Origin of the sequence: Paractinoplanes ferrugineus (assembly GCF_016862195.1) — a bacterium.
Lineage (GTDB): Bacteria > Actinomycetota > Actinomycetes > Mycobacteriales > Micromonosporaceae > Actinoplanes > Actinoplanes ferrugineus.
The window spans coordinates 1-15777 of sequence record NZ_BOMM01000038.1 but is presented as its reverse complement, the minus strand read 5'-3'; the positions used below and the strand labels follow the sequence as shown (position 1 = coordinate 15777).

The following is a 15777-nucleotide window of genomic DNA, read 5'->3' as shown; positions in this document are numbered from 1 at the left end:
CCCGCCGCTCCGCCGGTCTAATCCTGTGCGGCCGCGTCCGCGGTCATTCTCGCCGATCGCGCGGGCGACGGTGGCGCGACTGTCCGGTTACCCGCAGATCCACCCCCGTGCAGGGGAACTCCGCCGATCGTTTTCGGACCCCGGGGCAACCGCTCCCACCGAGCACCAATGGCTGGTGACGGCCGTTCCGAGCGGTTACGCGAGCGGGCCCGGCGCCGATCCTCGCATTCCCCGGCGGCATCCGCCCCGCTCCGTCGCCGCCCATGTGGGTCTCGTCACCCTTGACCGGACGTCGGCCGCTCTTACGGCAGATCGGCGAAATTTGTCCGGTCGTCGGAACGAACTCCGGACAGACGGCCGCGATATGCCGACACAATACGATTACAAGCCTATTGCCAGGCTTGTACCCCTCGCAAAAAGTATGTTACCTCCAGCGTTTTGACACGATTCGCACTTTTTCGTAGGAGGAATACTAAATGCTGAATGCATTGGCCGCCGCCGGAGCCCTTTTCCTGTCCACGCTCGCCGGTTCGCCGGTGAGTTCGCCGGCCAAATTCACGCCGCCGCCGCCGGACAAGATGGTCATCGAGGTGGCGGGGGTCAACGGCACCGGCTGTCCGCTCGGCTCGGCCCAGGTGCTCCCCGCCCTCGACAACACCGCGTTCACCGTGCTCTACAGCGAGTACATCGCCAAGGTCGGCAACGGCGCCAAGCCCGACGAGTTCCGGCGCAACTGCCAGCTCGCGCTCAACGTGCACGTGCCGACCGGGTACACCTACGCGATCGCCAAGACCGACTACCGGGGTTACATGCGCCTCGACCCCGGCGCGTGGGCCTACGAGCAGGCGAACTACTACTTCCAGGGCTACTCGCAGACGGTGCGCTCGCGGCACGACTTCGGCGGCCCCCGCGACGGCGACTGGCAGAGCACCGACATGGTCGAACTCGCCTCGTACGCGTGGGCCCCGTGCGGCGAGAAGCGCTACCTGAACATCAACACCGAACTGCGCATCGGCAACGGCTCGGCGAGCGGCGCGAACCTCAGCATGATCACGATGGACTCGACCGACACCAACCTCGCCACGATCTACCACCTCGCGTGGAAGAAGTGCTGAGTCAGGCCCGCCTGGCGGAATAGATGCTGAGGGCGGTGTACGCCGCCGACAGCATCGGGGCCGGCACGTCATGCTTGGCGGCTTCGGCAACGAAGTCGCCAAGGATGGCGTCGGCCTCGACCGGAGCGCCCCGCACCAGGTCCCGGTACATCGACGAGGTGGACACGCCGGTGCCGGACAGACCGGTCCGCAGCAGGGACACCGCACCGGGCCGGGCCGGGTGGCCGGCCGCGGTGAGCACGGCCATCGCCTCGGCCGCGATCCGCGCCCCGAGGTCGAGCCCGCCCGGCGCCGCGTTGATCTCCCCGACCGAGCCGCGCATGAGCGTGGTGGCCGCGCCCAGGGTGGCCAGGAACATCCACTTCTCCCACATGTCCTGGACGATCGTGAGCGACGGGTTCGAGTCGAACTCCGTGCCGCTCAGCGCGTAGGTCACCTCGGGCAGCCGCTCGTCCTCGGCCCCGTCGAGCGGTCCGTAGCCCAGCCGGTGCAACCCGCTCATCTGCACCACGTCACCGTCGTCGTCGAGCGTCGCCGAGATCAGGCACACGCCGCCCCACGCCCGCTCCGGGCCGAACGCGCCCTCCAGCTCGTCGACGTGCCGCATGCCGTTGAGCAGCGGCACCACCACCGTCCGCGGTCCGACCGCCGGCGCCATGTCGAGCAGCGCCTGCTCCAGGCCGTAACTCTTGACCGCCAGGACGACCAGGTCGAAGTGGCCGTCCAGGGTGTCGGCGGTGACCGTGTGCGGCTGCACCACGGTCTCGCCGTCGGGGCCCTTGAGGCGCAGCCCCCGTCGTCTCAGCGTCTCCTGCCGCCCCGGGCGCACCAGGAACGTGACGTCCTTGCCGGCCTGGGCCAGCCGTCCGCCGAAGTAGCCGCCGGTCGCCCCGGCCCCCACCAGAAGAGTCCTCATGGAAGCAGCCTAGGAGCGCTATCCCAGAAGTTCGTCCGCGAAGCACCAACGCCATTTCTCCCCCGGTTCGTACGACCGCATCACCGGGTGTTCAGTCTGTTCGTAATGCGCCGACATGTGCCGGCGCGGCGACGAGTCGCAGCAGGCGACCAGTCCGCAGGTCAGGCACGTGCGCAGGTGCACCCATCCGGTGAAACCCGCGGCCACGCACTGGGGGCAGCCATCCTCGTACGCCGTCTGCGGCTCCGGTCTCCCGGCCTCCGTCAGGTGCGTGCAGTTCAATCGTCACTCCGTTGCAGCTGGGACTCTTCCAAGTCAAGTTCACGCTGGGCGCGCACCAGCACCTCCTCGGGGATCCGCCCCTCGTTGCGGGCGATCTTGAAGACGTGCCGTTCCGCGCTGATCATCTCGCGTCGCAGCCGACCGTACGCCGCCGAGGGCGTTTCCTGCTCCTGATTGCCGAGCCGTTCCCACGCGTTGTTGGACCGGCTGCCGACCAACGACCGCAGCCGGGCGACCACCTCGCTGGGCGCGTCCCCGGCGCGGCTCTCCAGGGCTTCGAGGGCGGCACGGCCGGCTTGATGCTGCACCCCGGCCTCGGCCAGCGCGTCCTCGGCGCTGGTGTCCTGCCGCACGCCGAGCCGCACCGCCAGCCACGGCAGCGTGGTGCCCTGGATGAGCAGGGTCAGCACGATCACCGCGAAGGCCACGAAGATGAACAGGTCCCGGTGGTATTCCGGCACGTCCCCACCCTCCTGCGGCAGCGTCTGGGCAGCCGCGAGGGTGACCACCCCGCGCATGCCCGCCCAGGCCAGCACGGTCGGCACACTCGGTGGCGGCCGTTCCTCGCGCTGCCGGATCCTCGGCACCAGCCGCACCAGGTAGGTCGCCGGGTACATCCAGAGGAACCGCACCGCCACCAGCGTGGCGAAGACCGCCACGGTCACGCCGATCGTGGTGCCGACGTCCGTCTCGATGCTCTCGCCGATGTGCCGCAGCTGCAGTCCCACCAGCAGGAACACGACGCCTTCGAGCAGGAAGGTGAGCAACCGCCAGACCGCGTCCATCTGCAGCCGGGACGTCGCCGACAGCAGGTAGGGGATGCGGTGGCCGAGGTAGAGCCCGGCGATCACGACGGCCACGACGCTCGACGAGTGCAGCTCCTCGGCGACGATCACCACCACGAACGGGGTGAGCAGCGAGACCGCGTCCTCCAGCAGCGGGTCCTCGATCTTGCGGTGCAGCTTGGCCGCCAGGACCGCGCCCACCAGGCCGATCAGCACCCCACCGCCGGCCTTGAGCGCCACCTCCCCGGCGATCGGCCCGAACCCGACCACGCCGCCGCCGATCGCGGCCACCGCGATCCGCACCATGACCAGCGCCGTCGCGTCGTTGAGCAGGCTCTCCCCCTCGAGGATCGTCACCACCCGGCGCGGCAGGCCCACGCTGCGCGCGATCGCCGTCGCCGACACCGCGTCGGGCGGCGCGACGACCGCGCCGAGGGCCACACACGCGGCGAGCGGGATGTCCGGCAGCAACCAGTGCACGACGAACCCGACGACGAACGCCGAGACCAGCACGAGACCCACCGCGAGCAGCAGGATCGGCCGCAGCGCCCGGCGGAACGCGGGCACCGACGTCTGCAGCGCGGCCACGTAGAGCAGCGGCGGGAGGATGCCGATGAGCACCAACTCCGGTTCCAGCTCGGCCTCCGGGAACCCCGGGACGTAGGACAACCCGAGCCCCGCGACGAGCAGGACGAGAGGTGCCACGAACCCGAGGCGACGGGCCAGGGCCGCGCCGATGACCGAGATGGCGACAAGAACGACCACGTCGACGATGCCACCCATGGCCAAGAGCTTATTGAATGCTGAATGCGTCGGCGCGTGCGGAGCATCACCCCAGTTTGAGCATCCCTACTCACGCCCGGGGGTACGCGGATGAGAAAGGCTGTCGCGCATGAATGTGGGGATCACCGGGATCGCGTACGCCCTGCCGGCCCGCGAGGTGCCGACGGCCGATCTGCAACGCCAGGTTGCGCTGGCCAGCGGACTGAGATTGCCACCGGGCATGTTCGAACAGGCCACCGGCATCCGGCGGCGGCGGATGGCGAGCGCCGGCGAGTACGCGTCGGACCTGGCCGTCGACGCCGCCACCAAAGTTCTCGCGGAGACCGGCACCGACCCGCTCGACGTCGACCTGCTGCTGTTCGCGAGCGCCACCCGCGACATGGCCGAGCCGGCCACCGCGCACGTGGTGCAGGCGGCGCTGGGCAGCCGGGCGCACGCGCTGGACGTGACGAACGCCTGCAACAGCTTCCTCAACGGCATCGACCTGGCCCGCTCGATGATCCTGGCCGGCCGGGCCACCCGCGCCCTGGTGGTCACCGGCGAGACCCCGACCCGCGCGATGCGTCCCAAGGTCGACGGTCTCGCCCAGGCCCGCAGCGCGTTCGCCGGTTACACGTTCGGCGACGCCGGCGCGGCGGTGCTCGTCGAGAGGGTCGCGACCGGCGGCATCCTCGACGTGGACGGCGACACCCACTCCGAGCACTGGGCGGCCGGCGGCATCTTCGGCGGCGGCTCGCGGCATCCGCGCGGCGACGAGCACACCTACTTCACCGGCGACGGGCACCGGCTGCGCCGGATCTTCGAGACCATCGGTGCCGGGCTGCTCGATCGGGTGGCGAAGCGCACCGGGTACGGCTGGGACGCGTACGCCAAGGTCCTCGTCCACCAGGTGTCGCTCCCCTACCTGGAACGCTTCGTGCAGGTCACCGGCGTACCCCCGGAGAAGCTCGAGGTGACCGTCGGCGAGTTGGGCAACATGGCCTCGGCGACCCTCGGGGTGCAGCTCGCCCGGGTGCGGCCGACGCTGGAGACCGGCGACCGGGTGCTGCTGGTCGGCCTGGGCGGCGGCGTGAGCCTGATGACGATGATCTGGGAGGTCTCGTGACCGCCCCGCTGTGGGTGATCGTGCCGGCCTACAACGAGGCCGCCCGCATCACCGAGACGCTGCGCGCCCTGACCGCGCAGACCGACACCGACTTCACCCTCCTGGTCGTCGACAACGGCTCCGCCGATGCCACCGCCGAGATCGCCCGCGGCCTCGTCGCGCCGTTCCCGGTGCACGTGCTGATCGAGCCGGAGAAGGGGGTCGGCTGCGCGGTCGACACCGGGTTCCGGCACGCCATCGCCAACGGTGCCGTGCACCTGGCCCGCACCGACGCCGACTGCCTGCCCGCCCCGGGCTGGGTGGCGGCCGCCCGCCGGGCGCTGGTCGACGGCCGGGGCCTGGCATGCGGGCGCGTGGTGGCCCGCCGCGACGAGCACGGCCCGCTCGGCCGCGCCTGGTTCCGCCTGCTCGTGACCCTAGCCGCCGGTTTCGGCCGGTTCCGGCCCGAGCACCGCGGCCCCGAGTTCAAGGCCCCCTACCGGATGCACGCCGGCAACAACATGGCGATCACCGCGAAGCTCTACGAGGCCTGTGGCGGCATGCCCCGGCGCCCGTCCCCGACCGACCGCACGTTCCTCAACCGGGTGCGCCGCACCACCCCGGCGATCGTCCACAGCCGCCGCATGGTGGTCGCCAACTCCACCCGCCGGATCAAGGCCTACGGCGTGCTCGGCACCGCGCGGTGGTACCTCGGCCAGGGCAGCGGCATTCTCTCGGCGGATCCGCGCTGATGCTCACCGACCTCATCGGCGGCCTCCGCGAGGGCGACGACCGACCGGCTCTGGCCGGCCGGGCGACTCGCGGCGAGCTGGCCACTCTCACGCACGGCTACGCCGTGGCGCTGCGTTCGGCCGGGCTGGTCGCCGGGGACACCATCGGTCTGGCGGTACGCCCGGGAGCGCGCTCGCTGGCCACCCTGCTCGCCGCGTACCACCTGGGGTTGCGCATCGCCGTGCTCGACCCGACCGCCGGCCCGGACGTGCTCTCGGCCCGCCTCGCCCTGGCCGCCCCGCGGCTGATCCTGGCCGACGCCGCCGCCCAGGCGGTGGCCGGCCGGCTGGCGCCGCTGGCCCGCCGCGCCCACCTCGCGCTGCCCGCCCTGAGCGGCCTGGCCCCGGTCCGCACGATCGGCCGCCGCCTGCCCGGCGCTCCGCCACCGCTGCGCCCCAAGCCCGGTCCGCTCCCCCCGGGCTTCGACGGCGACGGCGACGCGGTGATCGTCTTCACCTCGGGCACGACCAGCCGCCCCCGCGCCGTCGTGCACACCCGCGGCTCGCTGTCGGCCGGTATGACCGCGGTACGCGACCTGGTCCGCCCGGTCCCCGGCGTGCCGGTGCTGGGCGGCACCTTCTTCGTCCTGCTGCCGTCGCTGGCCGCCGGCGCCCCGGTGGCCCTGCCGGCCCGCCGCGGCCTGGCCCGGCAGATCCGGAACCTGACGCCGCAGGCGACCTATCTGACGCCCCCGCAGCTGCGCGCCGCCCTGGCCGCCGGGGTCCGCTTCACCGGCCGCGTCTACAGCGGGTCCGCCCCGGTGAGCGCCGGCCTGCTGCGGGCCGTACGCGCGGCCGGCGCCGACGAGGCGTGGGGCGTCTACGCCCTGACCGAGGTCTTCCCCGCCGCCGCTGTCGAGTACGCCGAGAAGTCCGCCTTCACCGGTGCGGGCGACCTGATCGGCACCCTGCTGCCCGGCGTGACAGCGGCAGTGTCCCCGGCACCCACCGAGCCGTCGGCTGAAGGTGCGGGGGCGGACGGTGAGCTGCTGCTGTCGGGGCCGACGGCGGCGGACCGCTATCTGGGCGAGGAGCCCTTCGCCGCGGTCCGAACCGGCGACCTGGGCCGGGTCGAGAACGGGCGGGTCATCCTGGGCGGCCGCCTCAAGGACATGATCCTGCGCGGGGCCGAGAACATCTATCCGGGCCTCTACGAGCCGTCGCTGCACGTACCCGGCGTGGAGTTGGCGCTGCTGGTGGGCGTCCCGGCGGGGGACGGCGACGAGCGCGTGGTGGCCGTCATCCAGCCCGCCGCGAACGCCGGCGAACCTGAGATCCGCGCCGCCCTGCGTGAGCCGCTGTCCCGGATGGGGGCGGCCCGTCCGGACCGGGTCGTGTTCGCCCCGATCCCGCTGGCCGGCCGGTCCCGCAAACCCGACCGCGCCGCCACCGCCCGCCTGGCGGCCACCGCGTGAGCGCCTCCCGAGCCCTCGACCGGCGGGTCTACCTGCGCAGTCACCCGATCCTGTTCGGTCTGCTGGCCGCCACCCGGCGCCGGCCGGTGCTCCGGATCGGGCGAACCGTGCTTGTCCACGACCGCGAGGCGGTCGTCACCGCCCTGACCCGGATCCCGCTCGACCGGACCGCCACCGGCACCACCGGCGGGGCCGTCGACCGGCTGGCCGGCTCCGGTGGCCTGTTCGACCAGCAGGGCGACGCCCATCGGCAGGCCCGCCGCGACGTGGCCGAGCGGTTGGGCGCCGCCGGCGTCGAGCGGCTGCGCCCGCTCTGGCGCGAGGTGATCGACGAGCGCCTGGCGCCACTCGCCCGGGGCGGGAGCGTGGATCTCGTGCCGGTCGCCGCGGAGATCGCCGGAACCACCGCGGCCGCCCTGCTGGATCTGACGATCGACCCGCTGACCCTGGCCGCCGCCGCCCAGCAGGTCGGAGCCACGGCCGTGCGGTCCCACCGGCCCGGCCCGCGCCGCCGCCGGCACGGCGAACGAGAGGCCGAGCGGGCGGCGTGGCACCTGCTGACGCTCGTCGAGCACGGACCGGCGCCGAGCGGGCTGGCTGCCACCCTCGCCGTGGCCGCGGTGAACACCACCGTCGCCGCGCTCCCCCGGGCCGCGGCGTGGGCTTGCCGAAGTGCGGACCTGTGGGCGTACGCGCAAGACCCGGCCCTCGCCGACGAGTTGCTGCGCGTCACCGCGCCCACCCCGCTCCTGCCTCGCGTGGCCGCCGCCGGCGGTGCTCTCGACGGCTGCCCGGTGCACGTCGGTGACCGCATGCTGCTGATCACCCGGCATGCCGTCGACGCCCACCGCCGTGCTCCCGACCCGGCCGACCCGGCTCCCGCCCGCACCGCCCAGCTGGTCTTCGGCGCCGGCCCGCACGCCTGCCCGGGTGCCCGCCTGGCCCGCCACCAGATGACCGACTTCCTCGCCGCTCTCGCCCCGCACCGCCCGGTCGTCGTCCGGGCCCGGGCCGACCGCCACTCGGCACTGCCGGGCTGGCGCTCCCTGATCGTGCGCGCCCGGTGACCGCCGAAACGACCGGACAGCCGGTGAGCGGCGTCGAGAAGGCGGGTGGGCAAGCATGCGGATAGCGGTGACCGGAGCCAGTGGCTTCTGCGGTGGTGTGGTGGCGCGGCTCGCCGCGGACAGCGGAGCCGACGTCGTCGGTCTCGGGCGCCGGGCCGGGCCCGGCCGGCGGCACCGCTACTGGGATGCGAGCTCGGGCCACCCCGATCTGTCCGGGGTGGACGCGGTGATCCACCTGGCCGCGGCGGTCGGCGATCCGGCCGGCGGCAAGCGTGTCGAGGCGGCCTTTCACGCGGTGAACGTCGGCGGCACGCAACGGCTTCTGGCGGCCGCGGGCGGCAGGCCGGTCGTCTGGGTCAGCAGTGCGAGCGTCTACCGGCCGGGGCCGTACACCTCCCCGGTTCGCGAGGACCACCCGGTCGAGCGGCAGCGCACGGCCTACGGGCGTACCAAATCGGCGGGCGAGAAGCTCGCGCTCGCGGCCGGTGCGGTCGTGCTGCGGCCGCGCGCGGTCTACGGCGCCGGTGACCCGCACCTGCTGCCGCGGCTGCGGCGGATCGTGCGCGGCGGCCACGCCTGGCTCCCCGGACCGGACGTGCCGCTCAGCCTGACCGCCGTGGAGAACCTCGGGTCGGCGTGCCTGGCCGCGATCGGATGGCCGGCCGGCGCCTACAACATCGCCGACGAGCGGGTCTACCGGCGCGACGCCGCCGTCGAGGCGGTCCTGGGGGTGCCGGTGCGGCACGTGCCGGTCGGGCTGGCGCGGGCCGCGTCGCTGGTCGCCGGGCAGCGGCTCACCCGGTACAGCATCGATCAGGTCACCGACGGGATGGTGCTGGACATCGGCAAGGCCCGGCGAGCCGGCTGGGCGCCGGTCAGGTCGTTGATATGACGCCCGAGCGCGCGATCGTGGCCGCGTTCGTGCCGTCGTTGCCGCCCACCTGGGACCAGACCGCGTCGACCGAGAAGACGTAGTGGGTCTTCGGGGTCAGGCCGGTGATCGTGACCGTCTGGTACTCACAGGCCTTCCCCGGAGTGACCACGGTCCAGCCGACGTCCCGCTGCGCGCCGGTGACCAGATCCTCGTTGATGGCGGTCACCCGGAACTGGAGCAGGTTGACGCCACCCGGGTTGAAGAACGTCACCGCGGCACTCGTACCGGCCGGCACCACGGTGGCGCCGCCGATCGTGCCGCGGCCGTTGTTCGGCGTGCACTGCCACGACGGGGTGGCGGTGGCGGCCGGCGGGTTCGACGGCAGGGGCAGGAACCCGGACGGGAACGGGCTGGTCGTCGCGGTCCAGACGCCACCCCGGGCGGCGGACGGCGTGGCACTGCCCTGGGTGGTGATCACCCAGGGTTTGCCGGTCGACGACGGCACGGGGGTCGCGGTGGCGGTGGCCGTCCCGGACTTCCCGCAGCCGCCGAGCAGCAGAACGCCCACCAGCAGCAGCCCACGTCGCACATGGGTCAGATCGTCCGGCGGCGCGGGTTGCTTAGTCGCGCCCGAACAGCGCGCGGGCCCGCTTGGCCAGATCCTTCGTCGCGGCCGAGTTGACCCAGGTGCCGAGGATGACCGCGGCCCCCGGAATGATCTTGGCGAACATGCGGCGACCGGCCCGGACGCCGGCCATCTGGGCGAGCCGCAGGCCCAGCTTGAGGATCACGCCGGTGATCGGCCGGCCGCCCGCGCCGGTGAACATGCGGCTGGCCCGCTCCCGGCCGGCGGCCACCCCCAGCGCGAGGCGGGCGGCCTCGGCGGCCTTGTGCACCCGCTGCAACACCAGCAGGTCGGTGGCCCGCTCGGGAGCGGACGGATCGAGACCGTACGCCGCCGCGATGTGCAGCGTCATGCGGGCCTGGGTCCAGGCCAGGACACCCACGTCGAGAACGGCGCCGGGCAGGCCGGTGGCCCCGGATACGGCCCCGGAGATGCGGGCCAGGGTGGTGAACCGCTTGACCGCGAGTTCGGCGAGCGCGTCCGGGGTGAGGTCGGGGTTTTCCAGGCGCGCACGCTCGGCCCACCGGGCCGCCTCGGGACCGAGACGGCGCACAGCTTCCAGGGCGAGGTGCTCCGGGGCGAACTGCGGGTCGGCTTTCATGCGTGACCACAGAGTGCCGGGGGGTGCCTCGGTCTCGGGGATTTGGTCTTCAACCGGGGGCAGAGTCTCGGGGATTTGGTCTTTGACGGCGGGCAGACTCGCGGATTCGCTCACCAGATCGCTCCGAAGGGGGGGATAGCGAAGATCTGGCACCCATTGTGCCGTGCACATGCACGTGCACGCGAGGAAGAAGATCAGTTGTGCCCAGGCTGAGATCTACCGCACGTTTGGCATGATCGTACGGTCACCGGAATGAACTATCCCCGGCCGCTGTTACACGTGGTTACCCCGTTTTGGAACGCAGTGCGTTTTTTGGAACACAGGAGGTCGTCGACATGCTCGACCCACGCGAGCTGTACGAGTTGGCCGACGACCTGCCGGCGCTGACCGAGCCAGTCCTGGTTCAGGCGCTCACCGGGTTCGTCGACGCGGGCAGCGCGATCCAGCTGTTCCGCGAGAATCTCCTCGACACCCTGGAGAACGAGGTCGTCGCCACGTTCGACCTCGACCAGCTCCTCGACTACCGCTCCCGCCGCCCTCCGATGATCTTCGTAGAGGACCACTGGGAGTCGTACGACCAGCCCAGCCTCGCCCTGCACCTGGTGCGCGACCAGCTCGGCACCGAGTTCCTGCTGCTCGCCGGTCCCGAACCGGACCTGCAGTGGGAGCGGTTCATCGCGGCCGTGACCGGGCTCATCGAACGCTTCGGGGTCAAGCTGACGGTCGGGCTCAACGCCATCCCGATGGCCGTACCGCACACCCGCCCGGTGAGCGTCACCGCCCACGCCACCGACCAGAGCCTGCTCGGCGACCGGGAGTCGTGGCTGCAGCGCGTGCAGGTGCCGGCCAGCGTCGGCAACCTGCTCGAGTTCCGGCTCGGCCAGGCCGGCAAGAACGCCATGGGATACGCCGCCCACGTCCCGCACTACCTGGCCCAGACCAGCTTCCCGGCGGCGGCCGAACTGCTCGCCGACTCGGTCTCCGCGACCACCGGCCTGGCCCTGCCGACCAGCCAGCTGCGCAAGGCGGCCGAGCTGGTGCGCGCCGACGTCGACAAGCAGATCGCCGACGACGAGCAGGCAGCCCACCTCGTCAGCTCCCTGGAGGCGCAGTACGACGCGTTCCTGCGGGGCCGCGAGCAGAACCTGCTCGCCGAGTCGGACACGCCGCTGCCCACGGCCGAGGAACTGGGCGCCGAACTGGAGCGGTTCCTCGCGGAGCAGACCCGCGACGACTCCTAGCGCTTCGGGATCATCCAGTCGAGCACCACCCGGATCTGGTCGTCCCAGTACTGCCAGACGTGTTCGCCCGGCCCGAAATCGGCGTCGAGCGACACCCCGGCGTCCGCGGCCGCGGCCACGAACCGCTCGTTCTGCTCGACCAGGTGGTCCTCGGTGCCGCAGCGCAGCATCAGCCGCGGCAGCTCGGCCGGCTCCGCGGTCCTGATCAGGTGCAGCAGGTCCGCGTCACCGCCGCGGACCCGGCGGTCCCCGAACACCCGCGGGGCGAGTTCCCGGATGTGCGGCCGAAGATCAGATTCCTGGATGTACGCCAGGTCCAGCGCCCCGGACAGGCTGGCCGCGGCCGTGAACCGCGCCGGTTCCCGCAACGCCCACTTGAAAGCGCCATAACCCCCCATCGACAGCCCCGCGACGTACGTGTCCTCGCGCCGCGCCGACACCTTGAAGAACCGGTCGACGACGGCCGGCAGCTCCGCCGTCAGGAAGTCCCAGAACCGGAGCCCGACCGCCTCGTCGGCATAGAAACTCCGGTGCACCTGCGGCATCACCACGGCGAGACCTTTGTCGTACGCGTATCTCTCGATCGAAGTGAATCGGGTCCACGCGGTGTGGTCGTCGCTGAGACCGTGCAGCAGATAGAGAACGGGCGGTGGGGTCGCGCCCTCGTCCGGCAGCAGAACGGTCATCGAGGTGCTGAGCTCGAGGGTCTCGGCGAAGAAGTCGCATCGGATCACGGCCATGCCCACAAACTTACGCACGCCGCCAGAACTGCCGGGCCGCGAAGCCGTCCCGCCGCAGCCAGTGCTCGGTGTAGACGATCCGCACCGGGTCGAGCACCACGAGCGTGTCCCGCGGCGGTTCGCTGACCGGCCGGCCCCGCTCGGCGTGCTCGCTCTCCCAGCGGAACGCCTCCCAGTAGGCCACCCGCTCCGGGTCCGCCGGCGCCAGCACCCGGGCCGACCCGAACAGCTGTGCTCCCCGGCTGCTGGCCAGCCCGACGAGCGGGGCGAAGATCCCGATCGAGACGCGCGGGTCGGCCGCGATGTTGCGCACCTTCGGCGACCGGGGCGCGGCGGTGAACATGACCGCCAACCCGAGCGAGTAGTAACGCACCGGTGTGGCCAGCGGCCCGTCCGGCCCGGCGGTGGCCAGCACGCACATGTTCTGCGACGACAGCAGATTGCGGATGCGCTCCTCGAGACGCTCGCGCGGCATCCGTCCGGCCGGCATGGGCTCGGCGAGCCACGGGTTCGTCAGCGGCATGCGAACCGATCCTGGCCAGCGGTGTCGATGACCAGATCGGCCCGGTCGCGCGTGCCGTCGGCCGCGAAGAACCGCTCCTCCTCGACCATCCACCGGCGCCACAACCGCTCGGCGTCGCCGAAGCCGCTGTCCCGGGCCAGCCCTCGCGCCAGTCGCAGCTCCGCCGGCGCCTCGACCCAGACCGCGTAGACGAGCCGGCCGACCGTCTCCCGCCGCGTGCAGGTGACCCCTTCCAGCACCACCGTGGGCGTCCAGGCGAGCCGCTTGAACCCGCCGAGCGTGTCGCCGTGCCAGTCGGCCCAGTCCCGCACCTGATAGACCGCGTCGTCGCCGCGCAGCAGCGGCGCGAGCACCTGCGCCTCGAACCGCGGCCACCATCCGGCGAAGTCACCCCACGACACGAAATCGTCGATCTCCACGATCGGCGCCCGCAGTGCCGCCGCCAGCGGCCGGGCGAACGTGCTCTTGCCGGAGCCGCTGGGGCCGTCGACCCCCACTATCCGGATGCCGCCGACCGGCTCCCGCAACCCGATCTCGGCGACCGCCCGGGCCACCGTGTCCGCTACCACGACTGGGAGCGTAGCCGTCGCGCCCGGAGATGCCTTGCGGATTTCCGGGGCGTTGGCTCGTCCGCGGAGAAGGTCGAGATCATTTCACGCAGTGTCGACGGCTGCATCGGTTGAGCTTCGATGAGGTAAGCCGGTTACGAGCCGCGCGGCGGCCTCGGCGGCCGACCTCCTGCTTGCTCCCACGTGGTTGTAGCTTGCGCCGGCGCCGGTGGACAGGGCGCGCGCAAATGCGCCGTCGGGGCTGCCACTTTCTCCGCATCAAAGATCGTGGGAGGTCATCTTGACATTCCTGGAACGTTGTTCCAGACTCATTTCTGGAACGACGTTCCAGAAACCTGGGAGAAGGTAGCGCATGAAGAAGAACCAGCCCGGAGTCGTACTGCGTTTCCAAGCCAAACCCGGCAAGGCAGACGAACTCTTCAAACTCATCACCGACCTGCACTACACCGGTGATCCCGATGGCCCCGTGGACTGGGCGGTCAGCCGCGACGACGACAATGCCGACGTGATGTGGGCATTCGAGTTCTACCGCGATCAGGAGTCCTTCGACCGCCACTACTCCAACCCGGTGCACGACGAACCGCATCAGCGCGTGTTCGAACTGCTCGCCGAGGAGGACGGCCTCGACTCGTCCATGCGGGTGGGCGTGCACATCGTTTCTTCGAGCTGACTCCGACGACGACCGACTCGGCGGCCATCCCCAGCACGGTCGGTTTGGACGGGAACGCCGGCGAGCAAGCCGACACCCGGTCGTCGACGTCGCGCAGCCGCTCGAGGTTCGCTTCCCCGGGGAAGGCCTCGCCGACGCCGGCCGAGCCGCTGATGGTGGCGGGCCGCATGCGTGCGCGTGACGCGGCGACGATCTCGGGCAGTTCGTCGAGGCGCGGACCGGGCTGGTCGATCAGGCCGGGCGGCCCGATCCATCTCCGGCCCCGGACGCGACGTAGCAGTGGTGCGGCACCAGTTGCCGCACCGATCCGCCGCGATGGCGAGCGGCGCATGGGGCGCAGCCGGGGCCGAGGCTCACGGCGGCAGGCCGGCCAGTCGGGCTGCGGCCCGCGGATCTCGATGAGCGCGGGCCAGGTGCGTCTCGAGGGTTCCGGTGACGGCGGCGAGCCGGTCCGCGGCGATGAACCGGGCCCGGCCCGCGGTGTGCGAGGTGGGCTGCCCTGCCGCCAGAGCTCGCCGAACGGCATGCCCCGCGCAAGGTTGCGAGCCCGGTGATGCAGGACACAACGGTCTCGCGGTGAGCGGGTGCGACGGCGATGGGCAGGCGCGAGTGGATCAGGCGCCGGCGCCCAGGTGTTTTGACGGCGCATCGCAGCGAACCCCGCCCGCCGCGCCCTCGCCAACTCGCCGCGTCACTCTGCGGCGCCACCTCGGGCGCCCTCGGGGATCGACGCCCATGCCACGGCAGTTTGCTCCCTGCAGCCGCCGCCACCGGCACCGGCACCGGCACCGGCACCGGCACCCGGACGGCACAGGAGCGGCGGTCCAGACCGGTTGGGAATGTCGTACCCATCGATTAGAATGTGTGTACTAAAAGGGGCCGTGACCTGCGAGGAGATCAACGTGACCGCGCCTGTTTTGTCCGAAACCGTGCCCACGATCCCGCCATACGCGACGATGCTCGGCTTCACCCGCTACGTGACCCGCACCGGCCCCGCCAAGGCCACTTTCGTGGGTGGCCTGCGCAAGGCCCGGGAGCGCCGCTCCGGCTTCAACCCGCACGGCCAGTTGGTCAAGGCCCTCAAGGCCGACATCGCCTTCCGCACCGGCGGCAGCTACCTCTCGGGCGTGCCCGCCTTGGTGAAGGACCGCTGGAAGCCCCTCTACGAGTCGGTCAGCGCCGGCGCCCTGACCTACCTCATCTCACTGGGCGCCCCGGACCAGGTGAGCCTCGCTCAGACCCGAGACGCCGTCGCCTCCGTCGGCCCCCTGGCCGTCAAAATCAACCCGCACTTCGGCCTGCGCTACGAAGACGGCCGCCGCGAAGCCGTCCGCCTGCACTTCGACGAGGCTCCGCCGACCCCCGAGGCCGTCACCGCCACCCTTTACCTGATGGCCCGCCACATGGACCAGATCCTGCCCAACGCCACCCCGGTCCTGGTCGACCTCCGCCGCGGCACCACCCACCGCATCGACCCCGCCGCCAAGCCCGCCGACATCGAGAGCTGGCTGGCCGGCGAAGCCGCCGCCTTCACCGCCATGTGGTCGGCAACCGCGGCCTGACCCCTTCCGTGGCCGCCGTCCCCCGACGGCGGCCACGCCCTCCCCGCACGCCCACCTGCCCCACAAACCCGACCGATCCCCGCCGGTCCGCCAGCCCCCGGTCCGCCAACCCAGCCGGTCCGCCAACCCAGCCG

General features: G+C 72.0%; 17 protein-coding genes. 9 read left to right on the top strand and 8 right to left on the bottom strand.

The annotated features are described in order from the left end of the window. The first annotated feature begins 476 nt into the window (after positions 1-476). Complete coding sequence (locus Afe05nite_RS20170; RefSeq protein ID WP_438868493.1) at positions 477-1115, top strand: DUF4360 domain-containing protein; 639 nt, start codon at positions 477-479, stop codon at positions 1113-1115. Between the two features lies 1 nt (position 1116). Here Afe05nite_RS20170 and Afe05nite_RS20165 read toward each other — a convergent pair whose 3' ends face one another. Genes Afe05nite_RS20165 through Afe05nite_RS20155 form a run of 3 tightly spaced genes read right to left on the bottom strand, consistent with a single transcriptional unit; the run spans position 1117 to position 3881 of the window. Then, the gene (locus Afe05nite_RS20165) at positions 1117-2031 is read right to left on the bottom strand and encodes a ketopantoate reductase family protein (RefSeq protein ID WP_203818700.1); all 915 of its coding nucleotides are present in this window, start codon (positions 2029-2031) and stop codon (positions 1117-1119) included. A gap of 18 nt (positions 2032-2049) precedes the next feature. Further along, positions 2050-2313 carry a UBP-type zinc finger domain-containing protein gene (locus tag Afe05nite_RS20160; RefSeq protein WP_203818699.1) on the bottom strand — a complete coding sequence of 88 codons (264 nt, stop codon included), beginning with the start codon at positions 2311-2313 and terminating at the stop codon, positions 2050-2052. Continuing rightward, on the bottom strand, positions 2310-3881 hold the full coding sequence (locus tag Afe05nite_RS20155; protein WP_203818698.1) for a Na+/H+ antiporter: 1572 nt from the start codon (positions 3879-3881) through the stop codon (positions 2310-2312). The genes Afe05nite_RS20160 and Afe05nite_RS20155 overlap by 4 nt, the downstream gene beginning before the upstream one ends. A 109-nt stretch (positions 3882-3990) precedes the next feature. Between Afe05nite_RS20155 and Afe05nite_RS20150 the strand changes: the two genes are divergently transcribed. Genes Afe05nite_RS20150 through Afe05nite_RS20130 form a run of 5 tightly spaced genes read left to right on the top strand, consistent with a single transcriptional unit; the run spans position 3991 to position 9130 of the window. Continuing rightward, entirely contained in the window at positions 3991-4986 is a 996-nt protein-coding gene (locus tag Afe05nite_RS20150; protein WP_203818697.1) for a 3-oxoacyl-ACP synthase III family protein, read from the top strand. After that, on the top strand, positions 4983-5717 hold the full coding sequence (locus tag Afe05nite_RS20145) for a glycosyltransferase family 2 protein (RefSeq protein WP_203818696.1): 735 nt from the start codon (positions 4983-4985) through the stop codon (positions 5715-5717). The genes Afe05nite_RS20150 and Afe05nite_RS20145 overlap by 4 nt, the downstream gene beginning before the upstream one ends. After that, positions 5717-7171 carry a class I adenylate-forming enzyme family protein gene (locus Afe05nite_RS20140; protein WP_203818695.1) on the top strand — a complete coding sequence of 485 codons (1455 nt, stop codon included), beginning with the start codon at positions 5717-5719 and terminating at the stop codon, positions 7169-7171. Before Afe05nite_RS20145 ends, Afe05nite_RS20140 begins: the two co-directional genes overlap by 1 nt. Continuing rightward, positions 7168-8238, top strand: a complete 1071-nt coding sequence (locus tag Afe05nite_RS20135) for a cytochrome P450 family protein (protein WP_203818694.1) — start codon at positions 7168-7170, stop codon at positions 8236-8238. Before Afe05nite_RS20140 ends, Afe05nite_RS20135 begins: the two co-directional genes overlap by 4 nt. A gap of 55 nt (positions 8239-8293) precedes the next feature. Then, positions 8294-9130 carry an NAD-dependent epimerase/dehydratase family protein gene (locus tag Afe05nite_RS20130; RefSeq protein ID WP_203818693.1) on the top strand — a complete coding sequence of 279 codons (837 nt, stop codon included), beginning with the start codon at positions 8294-8296 and terminating at the stop codon, positions 9128-9130. Here Afe05nite_RS20130 and Afe05nite_RS20125 read toward each other — a convergent pair. Together Afe05nite_RS20125 and Afe05nite_RS20120 are read right to left on the bottom strand one after the other, a co-directional pair. Continuing rightward, positions 9114-9701 (bottom strand): hypothetical protein, encoded by a 588-nt coding sequence (locus Afe05nite_RS20125; RefSeq protein WP_203818692.1) that lies wholly within the window; start codon positions 9699-9701, stop codon positions 9114-9116. The genes Afe05nite_RS20130 and Afe05nite_RS20125 overlap by 17 nt on opposite strands. 31 nt (positions 9702-9732) lie before the next feature. Further along, positions 9733-10338 carry an EcsC family protein gene (locus Afe05nite_RS20120; protein ID WP_438868488.1) on the bottom strand — a complete coding sequence of 202 codons (606 nt, stop codon included), beginning with the start codon at positions 10336-10338 and terminating at the stop codon, positions 9733-9735. 335 nt (positions 10339-10673) lie between these two features. Here Afe05nite_RS20120 and Afe05nite_RS20115 point away from each other — a divergent pair, with 335 nt between their 5' ends. After that, the gene (locus Afe05nite_RS20115; protein ID WP_203818690.1) at positions 10674-11579 is read left to right on the top strand and encodes a proteasome assembly chaperone family protein; all 906 of its coding nucleotides are present in this window, start codon (positions 10674-10676) and stop codon (positions 11577-11579) included. Here the strand turns inward: Afe05nite_RS20115 and Afe05nite_RS20110 are convergent. The 3 genes from Afe05nite_RS20110 to Afe05nite_RS20100 are packed head-to-tail and all read right to left on the bottom strand — an operon-like array spanning position 11576 to position 13411. Beyond that, positions 11576-12319, bottom strand: coding sequence for an alpha/beta hydrolase (locus Afe05nite_RS20110; RefSeq protein WP_203818689.1), 744 nt, complete (start codon positions 12317-12319; stop codon positions 11576-11578). The two genes, Afe05nite_RS20115 and Afe05nite_RS20110, sit on opposite strands and share 4 nt — an antisense overlap. A gap of 10 nt (positions 12320-12329) precedes the next feature. Then, complete coding sequence (locus Afe05nite_RS20105) at positions 12330-12842, bottom strand: pyridoxamine 5'-phosphate oxidase family protein (protein WP_203818688.1); 513 nt, start codon at positions 12840-12842, stop codon at positions 12330-12332. Beyond that, positions 12833-13411: a uridine kinase family protein gene (locus Afe05nite_RS20100; RefSeq protein ID WP_203818687.1), complete on the bottom strand. Its 579-nt coding sequence runs from the start codon at positions 13409-13411 to the stop codon at positions 12833-12835. The genes Afe05nite_RS20105 and Afe05nite_RS20100 overlap by 10 nt, the downstream gene beginning before the upstream one ends. 352 nt (positions 13412-13763) lie before the next feature. Between Afe05nite_RS20100 and Afe05nite_RS20095 the strand changes: the two genes are divergently transcribed. Beyond that, positions 13764-14081, top strand: a complete 318-nt coding sequence (locus tag Afe05nite_RS20095; RefSeq protein WP_203818686.1) for a putative quinol monooxygenase — start codon at positions 13764-13766, stop codon at positions 14079-14081. A 917-nt stretch (positions 14082-14998) separates the two neighbouring features. Continuing rightward, entirely contained in the window at positions 14999-15643 is a 645-nt protein-coding gene (locus Afe05nite_RS20090) for a hypothetical protein (RefSeq protein ID WP_203818899.1), read from the top strand. Positions 15644-15777: the final 134 nt, after the last annotated feature.